Here is a 26,495-nt window from a genome sequence, read left to right as displayed (position 1 = left end):
ACGGACGCAATGACGCGTCCGGAGTTCGGTTGGGAGAAAACAGATGCACACGTCCCCACCGCACCGCGGCCGTGTCCTGGCCATCGCGATGCTCACCTTCACCGCTCTCCTGCCCACGGCCCCGGCGCACGCCGCGACCACCCGTCTGGAAGCCGAGAACGCCACGCTCTCCGGCGGTGCTGCTGTCGAGACCGACCACCCCGGCTACAGCGGTATCGGGTTCGTCGGCGGCTACACCGACAGCCACCGTGGCACGGCCCAAACCACGTTCGCCGTCACGGCCGCCTCGGCGGGTTCGTACACCTTCGCCCTCGGCTACGCGAACGGCACCGGGTCGGCACGCACCCTCATGCTCACCGTGGACTCCGGGGCAGCACAGCAGGTTTCCCTGCCCCCCACGGCCAACTGGGACAGCTGGGGGTCTGCGAGCGTGGCCGTCACCCTCGGGTCAGGCTCGCACAACGTGTCCTACACCTTCGGCTCGGCAGACAGCGGCAATGTCAATCTCGACCGCCTCGACGTCACGCCGTCGGCGACCGGGCAGGCGGGCCCGTTGTTCGAGGCCGAGAACGCGACGCTCTCCGGTGGCGCGGTCGTGGCGACCGACCACCCGGGCTACAGCGGCAGTGGCTTCGTCGGCGGGTACACCGACGGGAACAAGGGTGCCGCGCGGACGTCGTTCGCCGTCAAGGTGACGACCGCCGGGCCGCAGTCGCTCACCCTCCGGTACGCCAACGGCACGGGGGCGGCCATGACGCTTTCGCTCTACGTCGACAACGTCCGCCAGCGGCAGGTATCACTGCCCACGTCGGCGAACTGGGACACCTGGACGTCCGCGACCGAATCCGTGACGCTGGCCGCGGGCGACCACATGGTGGCGTATTCCTTCGACAGCACCGACTCGGGTAACGTGAATCTGGACAACCTCACCGTGACATCTTCGGTGCCCGCAGGTCCGGGCGAGGCGGAGGCGGCGTTCCTCTCCGGCGGCGCGACCGTCAGCACCGCGACCGCGGGCTACACCGGGCCCGGATACGCAGCCGGGTTCGGAACGCCGGGCGCGCGGCTCGTCCGCACCTTCGCGATGGCCGCGGCGGGCACGGCGACCGCGACGATCCGCTTCGCGAACTCGGGCACCCTCGCGATGGCCGCGAACGGCTGGGACGCCGGAACCGCGTCCCTGCCGTCGGGCACCGGCTGGCGGACGGCCACCGTGGCGGTACTGGTCCGCGCCGGCGTCAACACGCTGCAGCTGGCCGGCACCGGCAGCGATGTGCTGGTCGACAGCGTCGTCCTCGCGAACGAGACCGCTTTGGCGGCGCGCGGCGCGACGACGCCGTACACCGAGTACGAGGCCGAATCCGGGACCACCACCGGGACCGTGCTCACGGCCGGCCGGACCTTCCACACGGTCCAGGCCGAATCGAGCGGGCGCCGCGCGGTGCGGCTGAGCGCTACCGGGCAGTCCGTGAGCGTCACCCTGACGAAGCCCGCGAACGCCGTCACCGTGCGGTTCTCCATCCCGGACACCGCCGATGGTGCCGGGCAGACCGCGCCGCTGGCGCTCTACGCGGATGGCACCAAAGTCCGGGACCTCACGCTGACCTCGAGCTACAGCTGGGTCTACGGCGCGTACCCGTACACGAACGTGCCGTCACAGGGCAGCCCGCACCGGTTCTACGACGAGACGCGCGCGCTGATCGGCGACTGGCCCGCGGGCACTGTGCTCAAGCTGCAGAAAGACGCCTCGAGCACGGCCGCCTACTACGACGTCGACCTGCTCGACGCCGAACAGGCGCCGGCCCCGGCGACGGCTCCCGCGGGGGCGCTGTCAATCACGTCGTACGGCGCAGTCCCGAACAACGGCTCGGACGCGACCTCGGCCATTAACACGGCGATCGCGGCGGGCGCAGCCCAGAACAAGCCGGTGTGGATCCCGGCCGGGACATTCCGGATCACGGCGAAAATCAACGTCGCGGGCGTCAAGGTCTTCGGCGCCGGACCCTGGTACTCGGTCATCCAGGGCACCGGTCCCCGCGGGGGCTTCTTCGGCACGGGCAGCAACGTCACGCTGGCCGACTTCGCGATCTTCGGTGACGTCCGGGTCCGCGACGACAACGGCTCGGACGCCGCGCTGGACGGCAACTTCGGGTCCGGGTCACTGATCCAGAACCTGTGGATCGAGCACACCAAGGTCGGGCTTTGGGCCGACTCCGGCACCAACGGCCTGTATGTGGTCGGCACCCGGATCCGCGACACGTTCGCCGACGGCGTCAACGTTCACGCCAACGTGGCCGATGTGCGGGTCGACCAGTCCATGGTCCGCAACACCGGTGATGACGGGCTGGCGATGTTCTCCGAAGGCAGTGCCGTCACCGGCAGCGCGTACACGTTCAACACGGTTCAGTCACCGGCGCTGGCCAACGGCATCGGCATCTTCGGCGGTGCCGGCAACCGCGTCGAGAACAACATCGTCGCGGACACCGTGACCGCGGGCTCGGGCATCACGGTCGGCACCCGCTTCAACCCGGTGCCGCTGTCCGGCACGACATCGATCCGGCGCAACACGCTCCTGCGCACCGGCAGCTTCGAGGACAACTGGAACTCGGCGATCGGCGCCCTCTGGATCTACGCCGACTCGGCGCCCATCGCGACACCGATCGTCGTCGAGGACCTAACGATATCGGACAGCACGTACCAAGGCATACTGCTGAGCTTCCAGAAGTCGATCACACAGCTGAGCTTCGACCGCGTGACGATTGCCGGAGCCGGCACCTACGGCATCGAAACTAACGCAGCAGGCAGCGCGTCGATCGCACACACCACGGTGACCGGCGCGGCAGCCGGCGGTCTGCTCAACGACGGCGGCTACACGCTGGTGCGAGGCACCGGCAACTCCGGCTTTTGAAGGCGGGTCAGCCCGGTGACCCGACCGGTCACCGGGCTGACGGGCTGGTCAATCCGACAAGGGCCTGGCCCTCGGCCCCAGACGCGGGAACAGCCGGACCGCATTTGCCCGATCGACTCCCGACAGGTCACTGTCGGCGACTTCTTGGAACGAGACGAGGTTTTCGTTGTTGCGGTGAACAGTGGCTTCGGGAGCAGCCGGCCAGTCGGTGCCGAACAGAACGTGGTCCGGTGTGGTGACCTGCAAGGTGGGCAGGAGTGAGTGCGGATTACCGGCGAGCGCGGTGTCGTAGTAGACGTTTCGCAGTGCTTCACCGACGTGGCCGGGACCGATGTCGGCGTCGTCGGGACCTCGCTTAACCCGGGCGTGTTCGGCGATGCGCCAGCCGAGGGAGGGTAGCGCTCCACCGGCGTGGGCCAGGATCACGGTGAGCGTCGGGTAACGCTGGAACACACCGGAATAGATGGCGTTGGTCATGGTCCGCGCGGTGTCGAGCGGGAATTCGATGACCGAGCTCGGACGTCCGAAGCCGAGTACATCGATGTGCGGGCATTCGGCGGGATGAACGAATATCGGCGTCTTCCGGCGTCCGAGCTCGGCGAGGATGGGCTCGAGGAAAGGGTGCCCGAAATACTTGCCGGACGTGTTGGTGCCGAGCACCACCCCATCGAGGGTCAGGGTGTCCAAGGCATGTTCGACTTCCGCGAGAGCGGCGTCGACGGAATTCATCGGCAGGGTGGCGAAGGCACCGAACCGGCCGGGATGGGCGCTGATCAGCTCTGCGTAGGCCTCGTTCACCAGACGCGCGGTCCGGACAGCATCGGCCGGGCCGGTGGTGGGCAGCCATTCAAGCGGCAGGGACAGGATCTGGGTCGCGATGTCGTGGCGATCCACGAAGGCCAGGGCCGCGTCGACGCTCCACGGTGACACGCGAAAGCCGCCGGCGAGTGCAGTGTCCCGCAGCCGCTGCGCCACCACGCCTCCGGCGTAGTGGGCGTGGACGTCGATGCGATCGCGGGTCATGAACTGTTCCTCGTTTCGAAGTCCGCCGAAATGGCGCGGATGGTCACGGATCTGCCTGGGTGAGAAACGGGCCGGCCAGCTCCGCCAGCGCTTCGGACCGGGGGGTGTCGAGGTGGTCGAGGCCTTGGACGACGACCACGTGGGCCGACGGCAACGCGCGGGCCAGGGGCGTGACCGGCTGTGCGACGAAATCGTCGCTGCCGGCCACAATGAGCAGCTTCGCTTGGATACCCGCGATTTCCACCGGGTCCAGGACGCGTGACGGCCTGCGGATCACCGCGGACAGTGCCCGCGGATCGTTGCCCGACGCCAAGGCGTGAGTGATTACGGCTCGTAGCGATGCCGGGGCTCCGTCGGGCAGGCCGCCGAGCAGGGCCGCCGACACCGCTTGCCCGTACTCCGGGCGGAACAGGTTGGCTCCCACGCCGGCGATCACCAGGCGCCGGAACCGTTCGGGATCGCGTGCGGCCAGGTGCAGCAGCAGCTTTCCGCCCAGGGAGAAGCCGACCGCGTCGATTCCCCGGCCCGCCGGCAGCCGGGCGTGCAGTTGTTCGGCGATGTCGGCGTAGGCCCGCGGGTCGTGTGCGGCCGGCGTGCGACCGTGGCCGGGGAGATCGACGCCGAGGACGGTGCGGCCCGCCCGGAACAGCGATCGTTCCAGCGCGGACCCGCTCCAGGTGCTGCGATAGGTACCGCCCCACCCGTGGACCAGCGCGACGGGTGGCTCGCCGGCAGCCGGCCAGAAACCGTTCTGCGGCTCAGGCATCGGAACCGCCTCGCCCGAGCAGCACCGAGTCGTTGCCCGCCGCCACGAACACCGCGGTCACCTCGCGTGAGCTGATCAGCCAGGAACCGCGTGCCGCGACGAACCGGTCCACCACGTCACAGATGGCCGAGGGGTCGGAGAACGGCAACGGAGCGACGCCGTTGGCCGCATACAGGGTGACCACGTAGTGCGCGGTGGCCTCGGTGGCGGCGCGCAGCTCGAGGACGAGATTGGACACCAGGTGCCGCGACAGCCGCGGTCCGTTCGCCTGGCGGCGGGCGTACCCCCGCGCAATGTCGTCGCGGCCGTGCATGATCAGCCCCGGCATCCGGCACACCGCGTCCTCGGTGTAGCCCAGCTCGCCACCGACGCCCGCGTCGGCGTCGACGTTCCACCAGCTGGCATGCACAGCGTCGGTGATGCCCTGTTCGATCGGTGACACCGGTTCGGCCGCCTCACGAACCGATGGTCATGAACGATTCGGGCATGTTGCTGGCCCAGCCGTTCATCACTTCGGTGAGCTGGTCCGGACGCACCTCGGCGACGAGGAATTCGGCATCGTCGAACTCGTTCATCCCGGAACTGAACTCGTTGCGGTTCCCGGTCGGGTCGAAGGCGTAGGCGAAGTTGTTGGTACCGAACCCCTGGGTGTCGCGGGGGCTGCCCATGTGCCGTCCGGGGCCGAACTCCCAGCGGTGACCGGTTTCGGTCAGCCGGTCGCTGATACGGAAGTAGTGGTTGCCGTCCTCGACCGCGAACGCGACGTGGTGCAGCCGGTCGGCCGGGCGCACCGCCTGCATGTAGGCGAGGTCGTGGTCCATCCGGGTGGCGCGCAACCACGACGCGGCCCACTTGCCGGCGAAGGTCATGACCAGGGACTGCTTGAAGCCCAGTACCATCTTCATGAAGTCCGAGAACTCCTGCGGGTCGGTTTCGCCGAGCAGGTTGATGTGATCGATGTCGGTCGGGCGGAACGTGCCGTCGGAGGTGGTGTGGGTTCGGCCGGCGACCCGGTTGCCCGAGCCCGCCGCGAACTCCATCCGGTGCCCGCTGGGCAGGTCCAGTCCCAGCAGTGTCCCCTGGCCGGGCCGGTCCGGTTCGCTGTAGCGCTCGTAGGCGACACCTGCGCCGTCGAGGCGGGCCTGGATCTCCTCGAGGTCATCGGCGTGGTCGACGCCGAAGGTGAAGCTGTCGATGCTCTGGCCGCCCGCGATGAGGGTCAGGTCGGCGCCGTCACCGCTGCAGGCCAGCAGCGCACGCTGCGGGGTGCGTTCCAAAACGGTGAGCCCGAGCACCCCCTCGTACCATTCGAGCGATTGACCGAGATCGGTCACCCGGATCGCGGCGTGGTCAATGCGGTTGATGGGCATAGCTCCTCCTTGAGCGTTCAGCCGGCTGCGGGGATAGGCGACGGTGGAACGGCAGTCGTTCAGGCCGTCAGCGATTTCTTGGTGGTGGCAAGCAGTTCCGACGCCGCGCCGGTGAGCAGGGTGGCGTCGTTGGCCAGCAGGACGAACTGGTAACGACGAGCCAGAGCGGCTGCTTCGGCCGCGGAGGCGCCGGTCGCGGTGCCGAGCGGGATGCCGATTTCCGCGGCGGTTCGTTCGGCGGTGTTCAGCAGGGCGCGGAATTCCGGTGCGTCGGCCGTGAGGCCGGTGGCGACGGCCAGGTCGGCGGGACCGACGAACAGGGCGTCCAGCCCGTCGGTGGCGCCGATGCGGTGCATGGCCGCGATCGCCGTACGGCTTTCCAACTGGGGGATGACGGCAGCGGACGCCGCCGAGGCGCGGTAAGCGGCGGTGTCGGTGCCCCAGTCGCCGGCACGCACGGTGGGGCCGAACCCGCGCGTCCCCTGTGGCGGGAATCGTGTGGCCGCGACCGCGTTGACCGCATCGCCGGGGTGATCCACGTGGGGTACCAGCACTCCCGCCGCGCCCGAGTCCAGCACCCGGGCGATGACGGCGGGACTGCGGTCGGGGACGCGCACGAGAGCGGGGAGGTCTCGTCCTCGTGCGGCTCCGATCAGCTCGTGGACCTCGCGGATGTCCAGCGGTGCGTGTTCCATGTCGATCGCGACGAAGTCGAATCCGGCGATGGCCAGCAGTTCGACGCTGTCGCAAGTCGGGAGTTTGACCCAGGTTCCGAAGGCGGCACGCCCCAGCGAACCGAGCAGCTCGGTGAAGGCCCTCATCGCGCGTTCTCCGCCTCGGGAACGGGGTACTCGTGCGCGTTGACGACCCAGCCCGGTTGGGCGGAGAAGTCGTGGCGGGGCGGGCAGAAGACGTCGATGAGCTGGTTGCGGGCCTGCCCGGTGGACTGACTGGTATGTACCAAGGGCGGAGGGATGATCGTCACCGACGGGCTTGCGACAGCAACGTGCTCGTCCGGGCGCCAGTCGGCGAGGTTTGTGGTCCATGGCGTGCGAATGTGATGACACCAGTGCCCCTCGACTGTGAGCGAACACTGCTCGAAGTCGTCGTGGTGGTGCGGTGAGAGGGCCGCGGGATCGCGGGGGCCGAGGTCGGGGTCGAACAGGTTGACCATGAAAGTGCTGCAGCGGAACAGCCGGCCGAACCGCCCGGGCGCGTAGGGATGGTCCGCGACGAAGTAGATCCGCAGGTGCGGACCGTCGACCGCCGGTGGCCACGGCGCGAACCCGCTCACGTACGGGTCGGGTTCACGGTAGGCGTCGTTGTTCCGGCAGCGGGCAAGCAGTTCGGCGGACGCGGCCGAGAACAGGCGGATCACTTGGGTGTCGCGGGTCAGTTCGATCCGGGACGCCCCCGGTGGCACGACGACCAGCGCAGGCTGCTCCACTGAGGCCGATCCGTGTTCGGACCGAATGTCCGCGCCGACAGGACCACCGGGAAAGAGCGCGACGTACTCGTCGGGTTGTGCTTCGCGCTCCAACACCTCCCCCGCGCAGGCTACGGCGTAGGACACGGCGAAGTTCTGTCCGCGCACCCACCAGATCCGGGAGCCGCGTTCGGTGACCTCATCGGGTTCGGTGGCCGTGAAATCGATGAACTGCGCCTGGGCCGCCGGACCCGTCCCCGGCGCGGCGGCCGGTGCCGTCGCGGGCAACCGTGAGCGGATGTCGGCCGTGCTGTAGGTCATGTGTTCCTCCGCGTCGTCGGGAAGGGAATTCGGATCGGCTACGACGATGCTCGTCGGCGACCTGCCGATGATCAATCGTCAACGGCCGGCGGGTCAGTTCGGCAGAACCGAATGATCACGACACGAAGGCAGGGCAGCCGGAGCTCAAACTCGTTGTGCGGCGAGGAGGTCAAGGTCGCCAACGATCTCACGCAGAGCCATGAGCAGAGGTTCGACGGCGGTCGCACGATCGTCGCGGTGCACGAGGCAGATCGTGACCTGGATGACCGGCTTGGCGATCGGCCGGAACACCACGTCGGGAACCCGGTTGGTCGCGGCGATCGTGGCGGGGTGCAGCCCGATGCGCTGTCCGGCGGCGACGTGCATCGTCAATTCGTCGAACCGCCCGACTTCCTCCACGTTGGCCGTCGAAACACCGCCGTGCACGAGTTCGGTGTGGATCACGGAATCCACGAAGGGGTTGTCGCTGCGCGGGGTCATCAGCAGCGATCTGGTCCGCAACGCGCTCAGCGGCACCTCTCTCGCTGCGGCCAGCGGATCTTCGGCGCGCAGGATCGCGACGATCGGCACCTCGGCGAGCACGACGGTGTTCAGGGGTGAGCGGGTGGAGGCAGACCAGCACAGACCGAGGTCCGCGCGACCGTCCTCCAGCGCGGCCATCTGCTGCGGGGTGTGCATGAGCACCGGGCGCCACCGCAGGCCGGGCAGCCGGCGCCGCCACGACGCCGACAGCAGCGGGGGAAACATCAGCTGGCCGAGTTCCGGGGTGTGCGCAACCACGAGATCCGCGCTGCCCAACGCGCGAGTGCGCGCGTTCTCGTGGGCCCGCGCCAGACTCGTGAAAGGCTCACGTACGTCGCCGAGGAACCGCAGTCCGTGCGCGGTGAGACTCACCCGACGGCTCGAGCGGTCGAACAGCGGGCCGCCGACCCGGCGTTCGAGCGCCGCGATCGCTTCACTCACACTGGCCGGGCTCAGGTGCAGCCGGTCGGCGGCGCGGGCGAAGTGCAGTTCGTCGGCGACGGCGAGAAAACACTCCAGCTGCCGCAGGTTCATCGTCACCGTCGCCGCCTTCCTCGCCCGTGCCGGGCCGGCTCGTGCGCCGGGTCAGCCGAGGCGGGCCAGCCGGGGAAACAGCCGGGCGCAGTTGCCGGTGGTGAGCGCGCGCCAGGTGGTGCCCGCCGGCTGCGGTGCCGCGTCGATGCCGGCCAGCTGCGCGTCGACCGCGGCGGGCGGGGTCCAGCAGTAGTCGCTGCCGTACAGCAGCCGTTCGGTGCCGAACGCGCGGTCCAGCGCCGGGATCTGGTGCGGGAAGGGAGTTCCCGCCATGTCGAACCACAGCCGGGACACCTGCTCCGGCAGCGGCGGAACATCGGGTCGCGCGGCCCCGAGCATGCCGCGGAACAGCTCCATGCGCCCGGCCAGCAGCGGCAGCACCCCGCCACCGTGGGTGAAGATCCACGGGATGGCGGGGTATTGCTGCAGCACATCGGCGAAGGCCAGGTCGCTCACGGCACGGGCGGAGTCGAACAAGAATTCCAGCATCGGCCGCGGACGGCCGGATGCGATAGCGTCGGCCTGCGGTGGTGACGTCGGGTGGACGAACACCGGGGTCCGGCGCCGGTCCAGCTCGGCCCACAGGGGGGCGTAGCGAGGATCGCCCAGGTACACGCCCGCGGTGTTGGTCTCCACGGTCACGCCGTCACAGCCGAGGTCGTCGACGGCGTGGGCCAGCTCGCCGAGCGCACCGTCCACATCGGGCAACGGCAGTGACGCGAAGTGGCCGAAGCGGTCCGGGCGGGCCCGGCAGATCTCGGCGCCGGTGTCGTTGACGTGCCGGGTGAGCCGACGGGCCGCATCGTCGTCGCCGAAGTGCGTGCCGGGCGAGGAGATTGACAACAGCGAGGTGGCGATGCCCCACCGGTCCATCAGCGTCAAGTGCTTCTCGGCGTCCCAGGTGGGCCACCCGGGCATGCCGTCCGGTGCCTGGTGGCCGGCGGCGTGGGCGGCGGCGACGTACTCCGGGGTGAGGAAGTGGGCATGCACGTCCACCAGGGCAGAACTCGTCATCGGTGGGTCACTTCGACCTCGGCACCGGCGGCCCAGATCCGCCGGATCGCGGTCGTGGCCTTGATGTCCTGGGACGGGTCTCCGTCGACGAGCACCAGGTCCGCCCGCAACCCCGGCCGCACGCTGCCCCGGTCGGGCAGGCCGAAGTGGTGGGCGGGCAGCACCGTCGCCGCACGCAGCGCATCGCTCTCGGTGAGCCCGGCCTCCACGAGCAGGGCCAGTTCGTGGTGCAGGCTCGATCCGTGGGTGACGGGGTTGGGCAGCGGCGCCGGTCCGGAGAACGCGTCGGTGCCGGCGAGGATCGGGACGCCCGCCGCGTGCAGTGCGGCGACGCTGTCGCGGCTGTAGGCGTAGTCCTGGCCTTCGGGCCGGACACCGGTGATCACCGCTTCCATCATGGCCAGGGTGGGGACCGCGATCTGGCCTCGTTCGACCATGCGGGCCACGGTGTCGGCGTCGAGGACGCCGTCGCGGGGGACGTGGGTGATGACGTCGGCTCCGGCCCGCACGGCGCGGCGGTAGGCGTCGACCGACGAAGCGTGCGCGACCGTGAGCTTCCCGTGCTTCTTTCCTTCCGCGACGACGGCGTCGATCGTGGGCTGGTCGAGCAGGTCTCCTTCGATGACGACCTTGATGTAGTCCGACCCTTCGGCCACGCGGTGGGCGACGAACGGCGCGGCCTGCCCGTGCGCGGTCAAGATCGCCTCCGCCGGCATGCCGGGCATGCGGGCGTGGTTGCCGCCCGGCCCGATGGCCGGTACGCCCGCGCTGCGGATGTCAGGCACTCGGCCGCGGAAGGAGTCCACGCGCTCCTTCGGCCAGCACGCCATGTCCAGGGCTGTGGTGACGCCGTGCTCGGCGAGCTTGCGCAGGTCGTCGGGGAAGATCAGGTGGACGTGGGCGTCGATCAGGCCCGGCAGCACGGTGGCGCCACCGCCGTCGACGATCTGCCCGCCCGCGGGTTCGTCGCCGATCACGGTCCCGTCGATGGTCACCGTGGTGGGTTCGGTCAGTCCGGTGCCGTCGAAGACGCGGACGTTGGTCAGAATCGTCTTGGTGGTCATGGGCCCTTCTCCGGTGATCACAGCAGGCTCTGCAAAACGTTAAGAGAGGAACGGACAGGGCGGCTGGAAGCCGGTCAGCACGTCCGGGTGGATGTGGGCCGTCACGGTGCCGGCTCGGCGGCACCGTCGCGGAGGGGCGCGAGGCTGGTGTCCATCAGGATCTGCCGTGTGCGGTTGACGTGCGCCTCGAAGCGGGCCGCCGCCTCGTCGGCGTCATGAGCGAGCGCCGCGTCGACCAGGCCCTGGTGCTCGCCGGCCACGTCACGGTGGTGCTCCAGGGTGCCGGGGCCGGACCAGGCACGGTAGAGCTCGGCGGCATCGGACAGGCGCGTGCAGATGTCCAGCAGTACCGCGTTGCCGCACGCCTGGATCAGCGTGTGGTGGAACTCCAGGTGCGCCCGTGCCCATTCCTCGTTGCGGCGCTGGGGGTTCCCGGGCAGGAACAGCGGCTGGCCGGCGAGCCGGTGGTGTGCGGCCAGCACTTCGGACTCCCACGTCACGCCGCCGCGCCGGACCGACAACCGCAGCGCAGCCCCCTCGTTGACCACGCGAGCCTCGGTGAGGTCGGTCAGCGCCTGCAGTGACAGCGGCATGACCCGGAATCCGCGGTTGCGATCGATCTGGACCAGGTCCTTGGCCGCCAGCAGCCCGAGGGCTTCACGCACGACGCTGAGGCTGACATCGAACCGGTCACCGAGCTCAGCGGGCTTGAGCCGCTCTCCCGGGGCCAGGTCCGCGTTGAGAATCTCCGAGCGCAGCCGGGAGTACACCAGCACGGCCAGGCTCTCGCCACCCGCTCTCTTCGCCATACTCGAACTCTAACACACTCTCTCATCAAGAATCGATTCTTGTGTTGACAGTCGCCTATGTCCAGCAGAGTATGGGGGTAGCCGACGCCGGTGACCCGGGCGACGAGCCGCACCGCGGCCCGCCCGTCGGGACACCGGCGGATCATCGACCGAAAGGGTGCCGCGATGCGGATCGCCAATCTCGCCGGTCGGCTCGTCCTCATCACCGAGGCCGGTGCCGTCGACGTCGAGCGCGCCAGCAACCAGCGCTTCTCCCCCGACCCCCAAGCGGTGTACGCACGCTGGGACGAGTTCACCGCCTGGGCCCGCGACGCGGGGCATGAGGCCGCCACATCCTTCGACGACGCCGACTTGCGAGCCCCCGCACCGAACCCGGCGCAGATCTTCGGGATCGGCCTGAATTACCGGGACCACGCGGCCGAAGCCGGTCTCGACCTTCCCGACTCCCCCACCATCTTCACGAAGTTCGCCAGTTCGCTCACCGGGCCCTACGGCGACATCACGCTCAACGGGTCCACAGTGGACTGGGAGGTCGAACTGGTCGCCGTCATCGGCCGGCGGGCCTGGCAGGTGCCGGTCGAGCACGGCTGGGACCACGTGGCCGGGCTCACCGCCGGCCAGGACCTCTCCGACCGCGCCCTGCAGCTCGCCGGTCCCGTGCCGCAGTTCAGCCTCGGCAAGTCGCGCCCCGGCTTCGGGCCGACCGGGCCGTGGCTGGTCACCACCGACGAGTTCGCCGATCCGGACAACCTGGAACTGAGCTGCACGGTCAACGGCGAATCCGTGCAGAAGAGCCGCACCAGCGAGCTGATCTTCTCCGTACCGGACCTCGTGGCCCGGCTCTCGGCCGTCCTGCCCCTGCTCCCCGGCGACGTGATCTTCACCGGCACCCCGGCTGGCGTCGGCGGCGCCCGCACCCCGCAACGGTTCCTCTCCGCCGGCGACGAACTCGTCAGCACCATCGAAGGCGTCGGCGTCATGCGCCACCGGTTCGTGGAGGAGTCGTGAGCACGGTGGACCCGAACCGGTTCCGAGCGGTGATGGGCGCGGTCTGCGCACCGGTCACCATCGTCACCACCACCAGCGCGGCCGGCCGGCCGCGCGGCGCGACCGTCAGCTCGTTCACCTCGCTGTCCCTGGAACCGCCGCTGGTCGGCGTCGCCTTCGACCGGCGCTCGGCCCTGCTCGCCGACATCCTGGCCGCCGGGAGGTTCGGCGTGAACCTGCTCGGCCACGGCCAGGACGACCTCGCCGTCCGGTTCGCCACCCGCGGCGCCGACCGCTTCACCGCCGACACCACCTGGTTCACCGACGCCGGGCTGCCCCGGCTGGCCGACGCGACGGGCTGGGTCGCGTGTGCGCTGGAACGCACCGTCGACGCCGGCGACCACCTGCTGCTGTTCGGCTTGGTCACCGCCCTCAGCGGCACGGAGCAGCCCCCGCTGGTCTACGCCCGCCGCACCTTCGGCACCCACTCCCGCTTCACCGAGCGGCCCCGCCCGCCCATCACCGACCAGATCGCCGCCTGCGCCCGCTGACCCGCCCGGAAAGGACAACGACGTCATGACCATCACCACCGAACAACCCGCGGTCACCACCGAACAGATCCTCGCCCGCATCGCCGACATCCGGCCGCTGCTGGAACGCAATGCCGCCCAAGGCGAAGCCGACCGCCGGGTCGTCGAGGAAAGCATCACCGCGCTGACCGAGGCCGGCGTGTTCAAGATCGCCCAGCCCTGTCGCTACGGCGGCTACGGGCTCCCGGTCCGCGCGATGCTCGACGTCTCCGCCGCGGTGGCCGAGGCCGACGGCGGCACCGCCTGGGTCGTCGCCCTGAGCAACGTCTGTGCCTGGATGGCCGGGCTGTTCAGCCGGCAGGCCCAGGACGAAATTTGGGGCGTGAACCCCGACGCGAAGGTCTCCGGCGTCCTCGCCCCGACCGCCGAGACGACCAAAGTGGACGGTGGCTGGCGCGTTACCGGCCGCTGGTACTACAACTCCGGTTCCTGGCACGCCGACTGGGCCGGTCTCGGTGTCCCGCTGACCGACGAGCGCGGCGAGGTCGTCGACCAGGGCCTGGTCCTCATCCCCCGCACCGACCTCGGCTTCGAGGAGACGTGGTTCGTCGCCGGGATGCGCTCGTCGGGGTCCAACTGCCTGATCGCCGAAGACGTTTTCGTGCCCGAGCACCGCGTCATGTCGGTACCGCCGGCCATCGGCGGCCAGTACGCCGTGGAGGAGCCCGAGGAAGACCTCTACCGCGCCGCGCTCGTCCCGGTATTCACCCTCGTGCTGGCCGGCCCCCAGCTCGGCCTCGGCCGCAAAGCGCTGCAGATCGTCCAGGAGAAGGCAACGCGCAAGGCGATCTCCTACACCAGCTATGTGGCGCAGGCCGACTCCGTCGGCTTCCAGCTGCAGCTGGCCGAAGCCGCGATGCGGATCGACACCGCCCACCTGCACGCCCACCGCGCCGCCGACGACATCGACACCGCCGCCGCGAACCGCACCTACCCCGACCTCACGCTGCGCGCCCGCACCCGCGCCGACACCGGCTGGGCCGTCGAAAACATCACGCGTGCCATCGACATCCTGCTCTCCGCGCACGGCGCCGGCAGCTTCGCCGAGGTCAACCCGCTACAGCGGATCTGGCGTGACTCCGCCGTGGCCGCCCGCCACGCGATCGTGCTGCCCGCGGTCAACTACGAGGTCTACGGCAAGGCCCTGCTCGGGCGCGACGACCAGATCACCCCGCTCATCTGACCCGGAGGACCTCGCCATGAGCCTGCACCGCCTCACCAAGATCGCCATCGGCGTCCCGAACCTCGACGAAACCGCCAAGTACTACACCGAGTTCGGCCTCACCCCCACCGCGTCCGGCTTCGCCACCGCCGACGGCGGCGAACAGCTCGAACTGCACCAGACACCGCACCGCCGGCTGCTGACCCTCGGCATCGGCGCCGACGACCCCGACGACCTCGGCCGCATCACCGCGTCCCTGGCCCGCCTCGACGTCGAGAGCCGCATCGACGGCGACGCCCTGTACACCAAGGATCCGATCACCGGGCTCGACGTCGTCGTCTCGGTCGCACCGCGACTGCAGCAGGAGCCGCCGGAACCGGTGGCCTACAACCAGCCCGGCGAGATCCGACGCGCGAACACCCGCGCGCCCGGCATCGACCGCGAGCCGGCTGTGCGGCCGCGCAAACTCGGACACGTCGTGTTCGGCTCCACCGACCAGGCCGCGACCCAGAAGTTCTTCACCGAGGGCCTGGGCTTCAAGGTCAGCGACGAGGCCCCCGGCCTGGCCGCGTTCATGCGCTGCTCAAGCGACCACCACAACGTGCTCGTCCAGCAGGCACCGGTCAGCTTCCTGCACCACACCTCCTGGGAGGTCGACGACGTCGACGAGGTCGGCCGCGGCGCCACCGCCATGCTCGAAGGCCACCCGGAACGCCACACCTGGGGCCTGGGCCGGCACTACATCGGCTCCAACTTCTTCTGGTACCTGCGCGACCCCGCCGGCAACTTCTCCGAGTACTACTCCGACATCGACTGCATCCTCGAAGACCAGCTCTGGGAACCCCGCGTCGTCGCCGGCGAAAAGAGCCTCTACGCCTGGGGCCCGCCGCCCCCGCCGTCGTTCCTCGCCCCCGAGGACCTGGCGGACCTGATGACCGACGCTCACGACGGAGCGTGACAGTGACCGGGTTGGACGACTACACCAGCTGGCTGGCAGCACGAGGAAGGGAGTTCACCAGCTACGACGAACTGTGGCGCTGGTCGGTCGACGACCTGGCCGGATTCTGGACGTCGATCTGGGATCACTTCGAAGTGGGCGGAGCCTACGACCGCGTGCTCGGCTCCGCGGACATGCCTGGCACACAGTGGTTCCCCGGCACGGAGCTGAACTACGCCGAGCACATGCTCGGCGAACCCGGCGACGCCGAACGGCTCGCCGTGCTCGCGTACTCCCAGACCCGTGCGCCAGCCTCGCTGACGTTCACCGAACTCGCCGACCAGGTCGGCCGCGCCCGCGCCGGCCTGCAACGGCTCGGGGTCGGGCGCGGCGACCGCGTGGTCGCCTACCTGCCCAACATCCCCGAAACCCTGGTCGCCTTCCTGGCCTGTGCGTCGCTCGGCGCCGTCTGGGCGGCGTGCGCGCCGGAGTTCGGCGCCCGCAGCGTCCTGGACCGCTTCGCCCAGGTGGAACCCACCGTGCTGCTGACCGTCGGCGGCTACACCTACGGCGAGAAGCAGATCGACAAGACGGCCGACGTCACGACGATCCGCGCGGGCCTGCCGACCGTGCGCCACACCATCTCCATCCCTTACGGACAGTACGAAGTGGACGGCACACACCCTTGGCCGGAGCTGCTGAACGAACCCGCCCCGCCGGAGTTCGACCGGGTCCCGTTCGGCCATCCCCTCTACGTCCTGTTCTCTTCCGGAACGACCGGACTGCCCAAAGCGATCGTCCACGGCCACGGCGGCATCCTGCTCGAACACCTCAAGGCCCACGCCCTGCACCTCGACACCCGCCCCGGCGACCGGATCCTCTGGCACACCACGACGGCGTGGATGATGTGGAACATCCTCGTCTCCGGGTTGCTGCGCCGGGCCACCATCGTGCTCACCGACGGAAACCCGCAGTACCCGGACCTCGTTGCGCAGTGGCAACTCGCCGCCGGCGCGCGCGTGTCGTTGTTCGGCACGAGCCCGTCCTACCTCGCCGCCTGCCGCACAGCCGGCATCGACCCCGGCCGGCTGCCCGCACTGCGCACGCTCGGCGTCACCGGTTCACCACTGCCGGGCGAAGTCTTCGACTGGGCCGCCGAGCACCTCGGCGACGCAGTCCACATCAACTCGCTGTCGGGCGGAACTGACATCTGCTCCGCTTTGATCGCGGGCAACCCGTGGGTGTCCGCTCGCCGCGGCGAGCTGACCGCGCCTTGCCTCGGGGTCGACGTCACTGCGTTCGACTCCGCAGGAAACGAAGTAGTCGGAAAGGTCGGCGAGCTGGTCGTCCGGAAGCCGATGCCGTCGATGCCCATCGGCTTCTGGGACGACCCGGATGGCCACCGGTACCGCGCCGCCTACTTCGACACCTATCCCGGCGTCTGGCGCCACGGCGACTGGGTGACCATGTCCCCCGAACGGAGCTTCGTCATCTCCGGCCGTTCCGACGCCACCCTCAACCGCGGCGGGGTCCGCCTCGGCACCGCCGAGTTCTACTCGGTCGTCGAGGAGCTGCCCGGCGTCGCGGACTCGCTGGTCGTGCACCTCGAAGACCCGGACGGCGGCCCCGGCCAGCTGCTGTTGTTCGTCGCCACGGCACCCGGCATCGATCTCGACGACACCTTGCGGCAGCTGATCCGCCAGGCCCTCCGAGAACAGCTCTCCCCGCGGCACGTTCCCGACCGGATCGACGCCGTCCCGGCCATCCCACGAACGCTGACCGGCAAGAAGCTGGAGAAACCGATCAAGCAGATCCTCCAGGGGCGCGCCCCCGCAGAAGTCGTCGCGCCTGACGCCATCAGCGGCTACGCCGCGATCGGCGCATTCACCCCCTGACCCTCCGGATCCGCCGCGCAGGGTCTTGAGCTGCAGGCCGCGCCGGCAGCACATCAGGAAAGCAGTGTCGCGGTAACCGCACGATGATCGTCGCGGTATCCGGGGTTGCCCGCCGGCTCTCGTCCCGCAAGCTCACCGAAGCGTCCGGCTGGATCCGGTCACGCGTCGAAGCGGAGGTGGACAGTGCGGTGGTAGTCGCCGGTGGCGGCGTTCGGACGGCTCTCGGGGCCCAGCGACGCGACGGCGTCGAACTTGTGGCCGATCGCGGTGATGCCAGCAGGGACGTGGAACCTGCCGACAGCCCGGCCACGCGGCGTTCGCGGGCCAAGGAGTAGCCCGTGGCGAACATCGCGGCGGCGAGCACGACTAGGACGTAGGACAAGCCACGCCGGCACGAACGCCAGCTGGGCGAAGAGCACCAGCTGCGAGTCGAACGGCAGGTTGACCGCGCCCTTGCTGCCGAGCGGGCCCGGCGAGGGTGCCGACGAGGCTGGGTACGCCGAACCGGGTGAACAGCTGCGAGTACAGCCACCCGATCACGGCGCCCGCCACCAGCGCGGCCAGGATCGCCGGCCAGGACGGCCAGCCGTGTCGTCGACGCGCATGAACCCGGCCTCGGAGATGAGCCGCTGCATCGCCGCGCGCCGCAGTTCCGGGTTGCCGCCGTGGCCTGAGGTGGAGCCGACTCGTCGAGACAGCCGTTCAGGATCGCATCACCGACCACCGACGGCGCCGCCACCGCATCCGGCGGGTCGGCCCGCCAGCACCACGGTTCTTCCCGTGCAGCCGGCTTGCCCGAGGTGCTCAAGGGTGTCGATGATCGATGAGCCGGGCCGAAACCACCCGGGCGCGAGTAATCCCTGTGCGTGCGGCATGTAGATCCATCACCTTGTACGCAAGTCGAGACAGGCCAGTCGAACTCGGCAGTGCTCGTCCGACGTGTCTCGCCGGCCACGCGCGGGGTGACGGAGCTCGCTTGCACGCGAAGTCGCGTCGTGGCTCTGGCCACTCCATGTCCCGCAGACCAGCACGATTTCTCTGCCGAAGACGAGCGCGGACGCGGGTCCTGGTGCTGACTGGTCCTGTGTGGATGGTCCTCCCGCGGTCGGTGCCGGTTCAAGGTGCTTCCTGTCCACTCGGCACCATTCGATTCGTCAACGAACGGTCGAGTCTTGCGGCAGACCCAGCAGCCGCTCAGCCGTCCGGTGGGCGATACTCTCCTTCGCCGCCTCGGGCAGGTCGGCCTTGTCCAGGAAGTCCACCGCGCTTTCGTTGCCGATGAAGGGATAATCAACGGAGTACATGATCCGATCGGCACCCAGGACGTCGACGCAGTACCGCAGCTGCGCGTGGCTGAACATCCCGCTCGGCGTGACGTACGCGTTCTGCCGCAAGTAGTCGCCGATGGATCGCTCCAGCTTGGTGACGCGCTGCGGCAGCGCCTCGTCGAGCCGGTCCAGGTAGAACGGCACCATTTCGCCCCAGTGACCGAGGATGACCTGCAGGTCCGGGTACCGGTCGAAAACGCCGCCCAGGACCAGCTGGAGGAAGTGCACCGCGGTTTCCTGGTGCCACCCCCAGGCCGCGGTCTGGAACCGCGCGGTGACCAGCGGATCGAGCCCTTCGTAGTTCGAGGCGCTCGTCGCCTGTGGCGGGACACCCGGGTGGAGGTAGATCGGCACGCGCAGCGCGGCGGCCGCGCGCAGGATCGGGTCGAACCGGGGCACCGAGAGGAACTCGTCCTCGGTCCGGCCCATGATCATCGTGCCGACGAACCCCAGCTCGCCGACGCAGCGTTCCAGCTCGGCGGCGGCGGCTTCGGGCACCGATGTCGGCAGCGCCGCGAAGGCGGCGAACCGGTCCGGGTGCCGGCGCACGGCATCGGCGAGGGTGCCGTTCGTCGTGCGCACGAGATCGGCCGCGACGTCGGCGGGCAACTGCTGGGTCGAAAGGCTCGACAGGACCTGCATCGAGATGCCGTGGCGGTACATGTCGGCGATGCGCCCTTCGCCGAGATCGCGTAGCACCTCGGCGCTCGGCGAGTACGGCAAGCCGCTGTCCGCGGCGAAGCTCGCGGCGAAGTGCGGGCTCAGCGCCTGCGCGGCGGGAGCACTGGCCCGCGCGACGGCGACGTCGAGGTAGTGCTCCTCGAGGGTCACGATCTTCACAGCAGTTCCTTTCCTTCGAAATGCCGGACTGTCGCGGCGAGGATGCCCAGGTTTGACAGCCGCGAAGCCACTCTTCCATGATAAGTGAAGTCACTTCATCATGGTGAACCCTGATGCGATCTCAGGGCGTACCGCGGAACGCCCGCGCAGGGAGCAACGATGTCCCCGTGACCACCAGCGCAGCATCCGCCGACCCACACCGGGGGCACGGTCACGCGACTTCGACCGACTGGATGCCTTGCCGGGAGTCGGCCGCCCCGTCGATGTCTGTCACCGGGTCACTGTACGAATCCGTCGAGCAGCGCCACGGCCAAGCCATTCGGATCGGTACCGGCGCCGAAGACGTACAGATCGGGACGGACGATGACCGCCGTGGCGCCCAGCGCGTCGAACCTGCGCCGGCAGGTGCCGTCGACGACCACGGGGCCGCCGGGCCGCTCGTGCCGTCATCGACGCGGCCCTGGACCGAAAGCTCGCCGCCGCCGCCGTGACCGACGAAGCCCGGGCCGTCACCCAGCTGGGCCTGAACTGCGCGTTGGTCAACGCGCACACGCAGGACCGGCACTGCGGGTGGTGTGGGACTGTGCGACCGGGCTCGACGTCCCGCTGTACCTGTACCCGGCCAACGATGTCGGCACCGCGCACGTCCTGTCCGGCCACCCCCGAGCTGATCGGTCCGATGTGGAGCTGAGGCACGGACACGTCGTCCCACGTGCTGCGGCTGGTGTTCGACGAGTTTCCCGACGCCAAGCTGCTTCTCGGCCAGCTAGGCGAAGGACTGCCGCACGTACTCTGGCGGCCCGACTCGCGCTGGGTCCCACCACCACGGCATCGAGCCGGCCCGCGAAAACCCGTCGGATTGCCTGTTTCACAACCTGTACATCACCACGGGTGGTGTCCGCGACAACGCGCCGCCGCAGTGCGCCCTGCGCGCACCGGGCGCCGACCACATCGTCTTCGGCACCGACTACCCCTTCGAAGAGGGCGGACCGCCACCGCAACGCCGAGTGACGGCTCGGCTCTGACGCGTTCTGGTGCCCCGCCGGGCCACGCGGCATCCCGGCGGGGCACCGCTGTCCGGGGTTACGAGGCGGGATCCGCTGCGAGCGCCGCCGTAGCCGCCGCCGTGCGACGCCGGGGAACCAGGACGCTGCTCACCGCACCGGCCAGCGCGGCCCCGGCGAACACGAGGACATTGCCCGCCAGCCCGACGCCGTTCGCGACCAGCAGCCCGCCGATCGCCGGCCCCGCGGCCGCGCCGAGCCTGCCGATGCCCGACGTGACGCCGAGGGCGGTCGCACGCGCCGCGGTGTCGTAGTGCGTGGCGACGTACCCCCACAACACCGACTGGCTGCCGACCGTCATCGCCCCGGCCACGAAGACCAGCACCGACGTCGCCATCGGCGACCGGGGCGCGGTCAGCAGCAGCATGGCCGCGGCGGCGAGCACGAACAGCGCCGTCGCCACCGCACGGCCGCCGAAGCGGTCCGAGATCGCGGCGCCGACCAGGCCGCCGACCACCGACCCGATGTTGAGCAGCAGCAGGAAAGTCAGGGCCGAACCCAGGTCGTAGCCCGCGCCGCGCATCAGCTGCGGCAGCCACGTGTTGAGCCCGAACACCAGGAGGAAGCCGCAGAAGTTCGCGACGGCGAACAGCAGCGTGGCCACCGCGGCCCGGCCGCGCAGGAGCGCCCGGACCTTCCCGTCGCCGGATTCCGCCCCGGCAGAGGCGAAGCGAGCAGACTCTGGCAGCACCCACCACGCCAGGGGCACCAGGGTCACCAACGGCAGCACGCCGAGGGCGAACAGCCCGCGGAACCCGATTGGGCCGAGCAGCGTGAGGGACGCGACCGCCGCGACGACGCCGCCGACGGGGAACCCGGACAGCATCACCGAGTTGTAGAACAGCTTGCGGCCCGCCGGCGCGGCCTCGACGACCAGGGCGATGGCGGTCGGCGGGATCCCGCCGAAGCCCAGCCCGGCCAGGAACCTGAACAACCCCAGCAAACCCGGCGTCGGGGCGAGCGCGACGAGCACCATCATCACCGAGAACCACACGAGCAGGCCGATGAACAGCCGGCGCCGCCCGAACCGGTCGGTGAGCCACCCCGAGGCCGGCGCCCCGAGGAACATGCCCAGCAGGGCGTAGCTGCCGATCGCGCCGGCCTCGGCCGCGGACAGCCCCCACCCCGGATGGGCCAGCATGGCGGGCACCACCGAGCCGTAGACGATCAGGTCGTAGCCCTCGAAGACGATGGCGCCGAAGCCGAGGGCGACGACGAGCCACGGGGACCGCGGCAGGGCAGCGAGAGAGGACATCAACGGCCTCCGGTTGTCTGCGAAACAAGAAAGATCGCTGCGGCGGACCGCCGCCCCTGGTCTCCCGATCCGGGCCGACAGGCCGCACCTCGTGCGGTCTGTTCTACGTCGACAATGTTCGAGTTGTCAATAAACTTTCGAATCTTGGGGCTGCACTCGTAACCCGTTACGATGTCGCCATGAGCGGGAGTGCGGGCGCGACCCGAACGGACGCGGTCTACCAGCGGTTGCGCGCCGACATCCTCGGCGGCCGGCTGACCCCGGGCGAGCGGCTGAAGTTCCCCCTCCTGTCCGAGCGGTACCAGACCAGCGTCGGCGCGGCCCGCGAAGCCCTCACCCGGCTGGCCGCCGACGGCCTGGTGACGACCCGGCCCCACCAGAGCTACCTTGTCACTCCTCTGTCGCACCGCGACCTGGCCGAGCTGACCCAGGCCCGGGTCGAGATCGAGTCACTGGTGCTGCGGCTGTCCATCCAGGACGGGAGCGTGCACTGGGAGGCCCAGGCGATGGCCGCACACCACCTCCTGGAGCGGACCCCGTTCGAGCACGCCGACGACCCCGACCACCCGTGCGACGAGTGGTCCGCGGCCCACAGCGCGTTCCACGCGGCCCTGCTGGCCGGCTGCGGCAACCAGCGGCTGGTCGCCACGGCCCGCTCCCTGCGCCAGGAGGCGGAGCTCTACCTGCAGTGGTCGGTGTCCTTCGGGACCGAACCGGACCGGGATCTCGCCTCCGAACATCGGCAGATCCTCGAAGCGGCGATCGCGCGGGACTCCGACCGCGCCCAGGAGCTGCTGCGCGACCACATCGCCCACACCGCCTCCCTGCTGATCCGCGGCGCTCCGGACGAACCGAACCACCTCTGACCCCGCCCACGCCGATCTTCAGGTCGTTCACGAGCCTGAGTGTTATCAAATATATCTTTTGTTCGCCCGATGACGAGAGGACATGACGCCATGAGCAGTACCCCTTGGACCAGGAGGAAGTTTCTCGGCACCGCCGCGGCCGGCGCCGCCGTCGGGATTCCCGCGCTGGCCACCGGAACGGCGTTGGCCGCGGACACCGCGGCGAGCGAGAAGATTGCGCTGACCAACGTGCGAGTCTTCGACGGCCGGACGCTGTCGGCGCCGCGGACCGTGGTCATCGACCACGGCCTGATCGGCGTCACCACCATCGGCGCCCGCGTGATCGACGGCAAGGGCGCCACACTGCTGCCCGGCCTGATCGATTCCCACATCCACCTGGAAAACGTGGCGACGCTGGAGCAGCTGACCAGCTACGGCGTCACCACCGGCCTGGACATGGCGTGCTGGCCGCGGTCGCTGGTCGACTCGCTGCGCCGCCGTCCCGGCCTGACCGACATCCGCAGCGCGGGCGTGCCCGCGACCGCCCCCGGCAGCCTGGAAAGCCAGATCCCCGGATTCCCGCAGTCGGCGCTGGTCAGCAGCCCGAGTCAGGCCGAGGCGTTCGTGGCCGCGCGGGTGGCCGAAGGATCCGACTACATCAAGCTGATCATCGACATCCCCGGACTGGACCAGGCCACGCTCAACGCCCTGACGGCGGTCGCCCACCGCTACGGCAAGCAGGTCATGGCCCACGCGCCCGCCTCCGCCGCGGTCGCCGAAGCCCTGCTCGCCGGGGTCGACATGATCCACCATGTCCCGCTCGACACCGCGTTGACGCCGGCGGTCGCGGGGCAGTACGCCTCCCGCGGCCGCGTTTCCGTACCGACCCTGACGATCATGGAGGGGTTCGCCGGGCTCGGGATCCCGGGCACCAGCTACGCCGCCGCCCGCGACAGCGTCACTGCCCTCCACCGTGCCGGCGCGCAGATCCTCGCCGGCACGGATTCGAACCACACGCCGGGGATCCCGGTGAACCCGCCGTTCGGCAGCAGCCTCCACCACGAACTGGAGCTGCTGGTGGGTGCCGGCCTCAGCACCGTCGAGGCCCTCCGGGCGGCGACCGTCCTGCCCGCACAGGCGTTCCGGCTCTACGACCGGGGCGTCATCCTCCCCGGCTATCGCGCGGACCTGGTGCTCGTCGACGGTGATCCCGTCGCCGACATCCGGGCGACCCGCCGCATCCAGCGTGTCTGGGCCGGCGGGATCGAGCACGCGCCCGCCGCCTGACGGTCAGCGAGCCCCGCGGACGACGTCGAGCAACGCCCCGGCGTCCGCGGGGCTCGCGGGCCCCGACCATGCGACAACCTGGTCAGGACGCACCAGCAACAACGCGGCGGACGCCTGCTGCGCGTACCCGGTGCCCGTCAGATCGGTGACGTGTAGCGGGAAACCGTACTCGCGGGCAGCGTCGGCGATCCGCTCCTCGCCAGTGTTTTCCTTCAGCACCAGCAAAGTGTGGTCCGGCCCCAGCACGTCGTAGAGCGACCGGCCGTCGTCGAGGAAGGCGTGAGGAAGCCGCGCTCCCGCCGCCACTCCACCATCGGACGGGAGCACGGGTGACTCGTCGATCCGCAGGCCGAGTACGAGATCGAGCGAATGGAACTCGGCCTTCTTCGTCTTCTGGATCCGGGCGCCCGCCGCTTCCCGCGCGCCCGCGCCCGCAGCATCGTCGTCTTCGAGGTTGTCGGCGAGCAGCTCGGTCGAGAGCACCCGCATGTTGGCCGTCGCCGCCGCGATGACACGCTCCTGAACCGGCCGCCGCTCCGCCTCATAACTGTCGAGCAGGCCGGGACCCGCCCAGCCACCCAGGACTGCGGCGAGCTTCCAGCCAAGGTCCACGGCGTCGGCCACGCCGGTGTTCAGGCCGTGGCCGCCGAACGGCGGGTTGAGGTGCGCCGCGTCGCCCGCGAGGAAGACCCGCCGGTCCCGCATCCGGTCGGCAATCTGCATGCGTGCGGTCCACGGATCGGTCGACACGACCGTGGCCGCGACCGGCCGCCCGGCCACGGCGTCGATGAGGGCGCGCGCTTCGCGTTCGCCTGTCTCCCGGTCGACCCCGAAGGCGATGGCCCACCAGGTGCCCGCCTGGTCCAGCGGGCCGACCAGCGCGGGCGCCGACGGGTTGACGACCCAGTACTGCACCGCCGGCCCGTGCCGCGTGAGGGTGTTCAGCTCCGGGCAGGTGAACACCATGCCGAAGTTGGGGCGCAGCGCTTCGTCGCCGACGTAGGCCGACCCGATCCGGTCGCGGACCGTGCTGCGCGGGCCGTCGCACCCAAGCACGTACTCGGCGCGGACGACTTTGCTTTCCCCGGCGGCGGTTTCGATCGTGACGACCACGAAGTCGTCAATCTGCTCCAGCTCGGTCACCCGGGCACCGAGCGCGAGCCGGCACGCGTCGAGATCGTCCACGGCCTCGCGCAGCGTCTCCTCCAGGACGTACTGGGGAGCTTGCTGACCGAGTTCGGCGAAGCGGTCCCCGTCGGGGGCCAGCCCGAGGACGCCGGTGAACCGCGACAGCTCCCACCCGGCCAGCGACGTGCAGAACACGACGTCCTGCGACCAGCCGACCGGCAGTGGCGCCCGCTCCCGCAGGCGCTCGGCCAGCCCCCACCGGCGCAGGTGTTCCATGGTGCGGACGTTGAGGGTCTTGCAGCGCGGCCGCGCGGTGGACACCGTCACGCGCGGCTCGACCACGAGGCACTCGACGCCGCGGCGGCCGAGCTCGACCGCCGCGGCCAGCCCGACCGGTCCCCCGCCGGCGAGCAGGACCGGGACGGCGTCGGGAAGGTCGTCGACCGGCATCACCGCGCGCCTTCGACGTGGGCGCGGTCCCAGGCGGCGCACTCGGCGGCGAAGGCCAGCTGACGCAGGTGCAGCGCGTGGCCGAGGACGTGGTGGTCGATGCTGTGGCCGGTGCCGCGGGCCACGCTCGCGTCCACGAACGGCGCCGAGCCGAACATCGCCGCGAACTTCGCGACGTTCTCCGGGTTGCTAGCCCACAACGCGTCGAACTCCGCGAGTGCGTTGTGGACCGGGACGCGCACGTTCGGCGCCACCGTGGGCAGGTGCTCGCGAGGCCAGGCCGGCGCCTGGATCAGCTCCCGGACCGGAACCGGGGCGTACGCCTCGTGCGCCTGCGCGAGACCGTCCGCGGTGTAGGTACCGGGCGGGCCGAACATCACCTGGTCGCGCTGTTCGTACGGGAGGTCGACAGTGTCGTCCGGCGGCAGCGATCCCAGTGCTTCGGCCGCACCGCCCGACGGGATCACCGCGCCCATCCCCGTGGCCGAGACCCCGATGAGCGGGAAGTCGGGGTGGCTCGCCGCGATCATCAAGGCGATCATCCCGCCGATCGAATGCCCGACCAGGAACACCTGCTCGCTGCCCGCGTCCTTCGTCGCGGCGATGATCGCGGCGGTCAGCAGTTCACGGTGCCGCTCGAAGGTGTTGGCCGCCGGGGCGAGCGGGGTGCTGCCGCCGTAGCCGGGCCGGTCGAACGCCACCACCCGGTGCCCGTGCGCGACGGCGACGTCCAGGAACGAGCCGCCGGCCGAACCCGCGACGTCGAAGTAGCGAGCGGTGTAGGTGCCGCCGTGCACGGCGACGACCAAGGGCCGGTCCGCTGAGCCCGTGGGTCCGGCTGCCCAAGCCGTGAGCGTGACGCCATCGGTTTCGTAGGTCAGGATTTCGCGTTGCTGGGCCATCGTCGGCCTCCTGCCGAAGGGAAAAGGGGAGTGCCCCGACCCGCACGTGGGCTGCGAAGAGCGCACTC

The 26,495-nt window shown here is 70.2% G+C and carries 23 protein-coding genes; 8 read left to right on the top strand and 15 right to left on the bottom strand.

All coding sequences use genetic code 11. The annotated features are described in order from the left end of the window. The first annotated feature begins 43 nt into the window (after window positions 1–43). On the top strand, window positions 44–2,908 hold the full coding sequence (locus C2L59_RS08165; RefSeq protein WP_199198974.1) for a carbohydrate-binding protein: 2,865 nt from the start codon (window positions 44–46) through the stop codon (window positions 2,906–2,908). Window positions 2,909–2,956: 48 nt separating this feature from the next. Here C2L59_RS08165 and C2L59_RS08160 read toward each other — a convergent pair whose 3' ends face one another. From C2L59_RS08160 to C2L59_RS08115, 10 genes are all read right to left on the bottom strand, one after another. Further along, window positions 2,957–3,931, bottom strand: coding sequence for an amidohydrolase family protein (locus C2L59_RS08160; protein WP_103348892.1), 975 nt, complete (start codon window positions 3,929–3,931; stop codon window positions 2,957–2,959). 43 nt (window positions 3,932–3,974) lie between these two features. Then, window positions 3,975–4,697 (bottom strand): alpha/beta fold hydrolase, encoded by a 723-nt coding sequence (locus C2L59_RS08155; RefSeq protein ID WP_103348891.1) that lies wholly within the window; start codon window positions 4,695–4,697, stop codon window positions 3,975–3,977. Next, a complete protein-coding gene (locus C2L59_RS08150; protein WP_103348890.1) occupies window positions 4,690–5,139 on the bottom strand; it encodes a nuclear transport factor 2 family protein in 450 nt (149 codons plus the stop codon). The genes C2L59_RS08155 and C2L59_RS08150 overlap by 8 nt, the downstream gene beginning before the upstream one ends. Window positions 5,140–5,152: 13 nt before the next feature. Then, window positions 5,153–6,067, bottom strand: coding sequence for a VOC family protein (locus tag C2L59_RS08145; protein WP_103348889.1), 915 nt, complete (start codon window positions 6,065–6,067; stop codon window positions 5,153–5,155). 59 nt (window positions 6,068–6,126) lie between these two features. Then, window positions 6,127–6,888: an HpcH/HpaI aldolase/citrate lyase family protein gene (locus C2L59_RS08140; RefSeq protein ID WP_103348888.1), complete on the bottom strand. Its 762-nt coding sequence runs from the start codon at window positions 6,886–6,888 to the stop codon at window positions 6,127–6,129. Next, window positions 6,885–7,814 (bottom strand): hypothetical protein, encoded by a 930-nt coding sequence (locus C2L59_RS08135; protein ID WP_103348887.1) that lies wholly within the window; start codon window positions 7,812–7,814, stop codon window positions 6,885–6,887. Before C2L59_RS08135 ends, C2L59_RS08140 begins: the two co-directional genes overlap by 4 nt. Window positions 7,815–7,958: 144 nt before the next feature. Further along, window positions 7,959–8,870, bottom strand: coding sequence for a LysR family transcriptional regulator (locus tag C2L59_RS08130; protein ID WP_158263027.1), 912 nt, complete (start codon window positions 8,868–8,870; stop codon window positions 7,959–7,961). Between the two features lie 51 nt (window positions 8,871–8,921). Then, complete coding sequence (locus C2L59_RS08125) at window positions 8,922–9,884, bottom strand: amidohydrolase family protein (protein ID WP_103348885.1); 963 nt, start codon at window positions 9,882–9,884, stop codon at window positions 8,922–8,924. Beyond that, window positions 9,881–10,948, bottom strand: coding sequence for an amidohydrolase family protein (locus C2L59_RS08120; RefSeq protein ID WP_103348884.1), 1,068 nt, complete (start codon window positions 10,946–10,948; stop codon window positions 9,881–9,883). The genes C2L59_RS08125 and C2L59_RS08120 overlap by 4 nt, the downstream gene beginning before the upstream one ends. Window positions 10,949–11,049: 101 nt before the next feature. Beyond that, window positions 11,050–11,757 (bottom strand): GntR family transcriptional regulator, encoded by a 708-nt coding sequence (locus C2L59_RS08115; protein WP_103348883.1) that lies wholly within the window; start codon window positions 11,755–11,757, stop codon window positions 11,050–11,052. A gap of 165 nt (window positions 11,758–11,922) precedes the next feature. Between C2L59_RS08115 and C2L59_RS08110 the strand changes: the two genes are divergently transcribed. From C2L59_RS08110 to C2L59_RS08090, 5 genes are read left to right on the top strand one after another with little or no spacing between them, the layout of a single operon-like run. Further along, window positions 11,923–12,765 (top strand): fumarylacetoacetate hydrolase family protein, encoded by an 843-nt coding sequence (locus C2L59_RS08110; protein ID WP_103348913.1) that lies wholly within the window; start codon window positions 11,923–11,925, stop codon window positions 12,763–12,765. Next, window positions 12,762–13,295 carry a flavin reductase family protein gene (locus tag C2L59_RS08105; protein WP_233223343.1) on the top strand — a complete coding sequence of 178 codons (534 nt, stop codon included), beginning with the start codon at window positions 12,762–12,764 and terminating at the stop codon, window positions 13,293–13,295. The genes C2L59_RS08110 and C2L59_RS08105 overlap by 4 nt, the downstream gene beginning before the upstream one ends. A gap of 25 nt (window positions 13,296–13,320) precedes the next feature. Continuing rightward, the gene (locus C2L59_RS08100; protein WP_103348882.1) at window positions 13,321–14,517 is read left to right on the top strand and encodes an acyl-CoA dehydrogenase family protein; all 1,197 of its coding nucleotides are present in this window, start codon (window positions 13,321–13,323) and stop codon (window positions 14,515–14,517) included. A gap of 16 nt (window positions 14,518–14,533) precedes the next feature. Then, a complete protein-coding gene (locus C2L59_RS08095) occupies window positions 14,534–15,454 on the top strand; it encodes a VOC family protein (RefSeq protein ID WP_103348881.1) in 921 nt (306 codons plus the stop codon). 2 nt (window positions 15,455–15,456) lie between these two features. Continuing rightward, window positions 15,457–17,328, top strand: a complete 1,872-nt coding sequence (locus C2L59_RS08090; RefSeq protein WP_233223342.1) for an acetoacetate--CoA ligase — start codon at window positions 15,457–15,459, stop codon at window positions 17,326–17,328. Window positions 17,329–18,482: 1,154 nt separating this feature from the next. Here C2L59_RS08090 and C2L59_RS08080 read toward each other — a convergent pair. From C2L59_RS08080 to C2L59_RS08070, 3 genes are all read right to left on the bottom strand, one after another. Beyond that, window positions 18,483–19,496: an amidohydrolase family protein gene (locus C2L59_RS08080; protein ID WP_103348878.1), complete on the bottom strand. Its 1,014-nt coding sequence runs from the start codon at window positions 19,494–19,496 to the stop codon at window positions 18,483–18,485. Between the two features lie 278 nt (window positions 19,497–19,774). Continuing rightward, a complete protein-coding gene (locus C2L59_RS47375; RefSeq protein ID WP_158263026.1) occupies window positions 19,775–19,918 on the bottom strand; it encodes a hypothetical protein in 144 nt (47 codons plus the stop codon). A 661-nt stretch (window positions 19,919–20,579) separates the two neighbouring features. Continuing rightward, complete coding sequence (locus tag C2L59_RS08070) at window positions 20,580–21,815, bottom strand: MFS transporter (RefSeq protein ID WP_103348877.1); 1,236 nt, start codon at window positions 21,813–21,815, stop codon at window positions 20,580–20,582. 179 nt (window positions 21,816–21,994) lie between these two features. Here C2L59_RS08070 and C2L59_RS08065 point away from each other — a divergent pair, with 179 nt between their 5' ends. Together C2L59_RS08065 and C2L59_RS08060 are read left to right on the top strand one after the other, a co-directional pair. Next, complete coding sequence (locus C2L59_RS08065; RefSeq protein WP_103348876.1) at window positions 21,995–22,681, top strand: GntR family transcriptional regulator; 687 nt, start codon at window positions 21,995–21,997, stop codon at window positions 22,679–22,681. Between the two features lie 90 nt (window positions 22,682–22,771). Beyond that, window positions 22,772–23,947: an amidohydrolase family protein gene (locus C2L59_RS08060; RefSeq protein ID WP_103348875.1), complete on the top strand. Its 1,176-nt coding sequence runs from the start codon at window positions 22,772–22,774 to the stop codon at window positions 23,945–23,947. A 3-nt stretch (window positions 23,948–23,950) separates the two neighbouring features. Here C2L59_RS08060 and C2L59_RS08055 read toward each other — a convergent pair whose 3' ends face one another. Next, window positions 23,951–25,525: an FAD-dependent monooxygenase gene (locus tag C2L59_RS08055; RefSeq protein WP_103348874.1), complete on the bottom strand. Its 1,575-nt coding sequence runs from the start codon at window positions 25,523–25,525 to the stop codon at window positions 23,951–23,953. Next, on the bottom strand, window positions 25,525–26,427 hold the full coding sequence (locus C2L59_RS08050) for an alpha/beta hydrolase family protein (RefSeq protein WP_103348873.1): 903 nt from the start codon (window positions 26,425–26,427) through the stop codon (window positions 25,525–25,527). The genes C2L59_RS08055 and C2L59_RS08050 overlap by 1 nt, the downstream gene beginning before the upstream one ends. Between the last annotated feature and the right edge of the window lie 68 nt (window positions 26,428–26,495).

The organism is Amycolatopsis sp. CA-128772 (assembly GCF_002904295.1).
Classification (GTDB): domain Bacteria; phylum Actinomycetota; class Actinomycetes; order Mycobacteriales; family Pseudonocardiaceae; genus Amycolatopsis.
Note: the sequence above shows the minus strand (reverse complement) of the source record. Positions and strands in the feature narration are given on the sequence as shown.

What these genes read in the sequence shown, in the direction of transcription:
- C2L59_RS08165 (WP_199198974.1), top strand. Translation starts at nt 44, where the DNA reads ATGCACACGTCCCCACCGCACCGCGGCCGTGTCCTGGCCATCGCGATG.
- C2L59_RS08160 (WP_103348892.1), bottom strand. Translation starts at nt 3,931, where the DNA reads ATGACCCGCGATCGCATCGACGTCCACGCCCACTACGCCGGAGGCGTG.
- C2L59_RS08155 (WP_103348891.1), bottom strand. Translation starts at nt 4,697, where the DNA reads ATGCCTGAGCCGCAGAACGGTTTCTGGCCGGCTGCCGGCGAGCCACCC.
- C2L59_RS08145 (WP_103348889.1), bottom strand. Translation starts at nt 6,067, where the DNA reads ATGCCCATCAACCGCATTGACCACGCCGCGATCCGGGTGACCGATCTC.
- C2L59_RS08140 (WP_103348888.1), bottom strand. Translation starts at nt 6,888, where the DNA reads ATGAGGGCCTTCACCGAGCTGCTCGGTTCGCTGGGGCGTGCCGCCTTC.
- C2L59_RS08135 (WP_103348887.1), bottom strand. Translation starts at nt 7,814, where the DNA reads ATGACCTACAGCACGGCCGACATCCGCTCACGGTTGCCCGCGACGGCA.
- C2L59_RS08130 (WP_158263027.1), bottom strand. Translation starts at nt 8,870, where the DNA reads ATGAACCTGCGGCAGCTGGAGTGTTTTCTCGCCGTCGCCGACGAACTG.
- C2L59_RS08125 (WP_103348885.1), bottom strand. Translation starts at nt 9,884, where the DNA reads ATGACGAGTTCTGCCCTGGTGGACGTGCATGCCCACTTCCTCACCCCG.
- C2L59_RS08120 (WP_103348884.1), bottom strand. Translation starts at nt 10,948, where the DNA reads ATGACCACCAAGACGATTCTGACCAACGTCCGCGTCTTCGACGGCACC.
- C2L59_RS08115 (WP_103348883.1), bottom strand. Translation starts at nt 11,757, where the DNA reads ATGGCGAAGAGAGCGGGTGGCGAGAGCCTGGCCGTGCTGGTGTACTCC.
- C2L59_RS08110 (WP_103348913.1), top strand. Translation starts at nt 11,923, where the DNA reads ATGCGGATCGCCAATCTCGCCGGTCGGCTCGTCCTCATCACCGAGGCC.
- C2L59_RS08100 (WP_103348882.1), top strand. Translation starts at nt 13,321, where the DNA reads ATGACCATCACCACCGAACAACCCGCGGTCACCACCGAACAGATCCTC.
- C2L59_RS08095 (WP_103348881.1), top strand. Translation starts at nt 14,534, where the DNA reads ATGAGCCTGCACCGCCTCACCAAGATCGCCATCGGCGTCCCGAACCTC.
- C2L59_RS08070 (WP_103348877.1), bottom strand. Translation starts at nt 21,815, where the DNA reads ATGTCCTCTCTCGCTGCCCTGCCGCGGTCCCCGTGGCTCGTCGTCGCC.
- C2L59_RS08065 (WP_103348876.1), top strand. Translation starts at nt 21,995, where the DNA reads ATGAGCGGGAGTGCGGGCGCGACCCGAACGGACGCGGTCTACCAGCGG.
- C2L59_RS08060 (WP_103348875.1), top strand. Translation starts at nt 22,772, where the DNA reads ATGAGCAGTACCCCTTGGACCAGGAGGAAGTTTCTCGGCACCGCCGCG.
- C2L59_RS08055 (WP_103348874.1), bottom strand. Translation starts at nt 25,525, where the DNA reads ATGCCGGTCGACGACCTTCCCGACGCCGTCCCGGTCCTGCTCGCCGGC.
- C2L59_RS08050 (WP_103348873.1), bottom strand. Translation starts at nt 26,427, where the DNA reads ATGGCCCAGCAACGCGAAATCCTGACCTACGAAACCGATGGCGTCACG.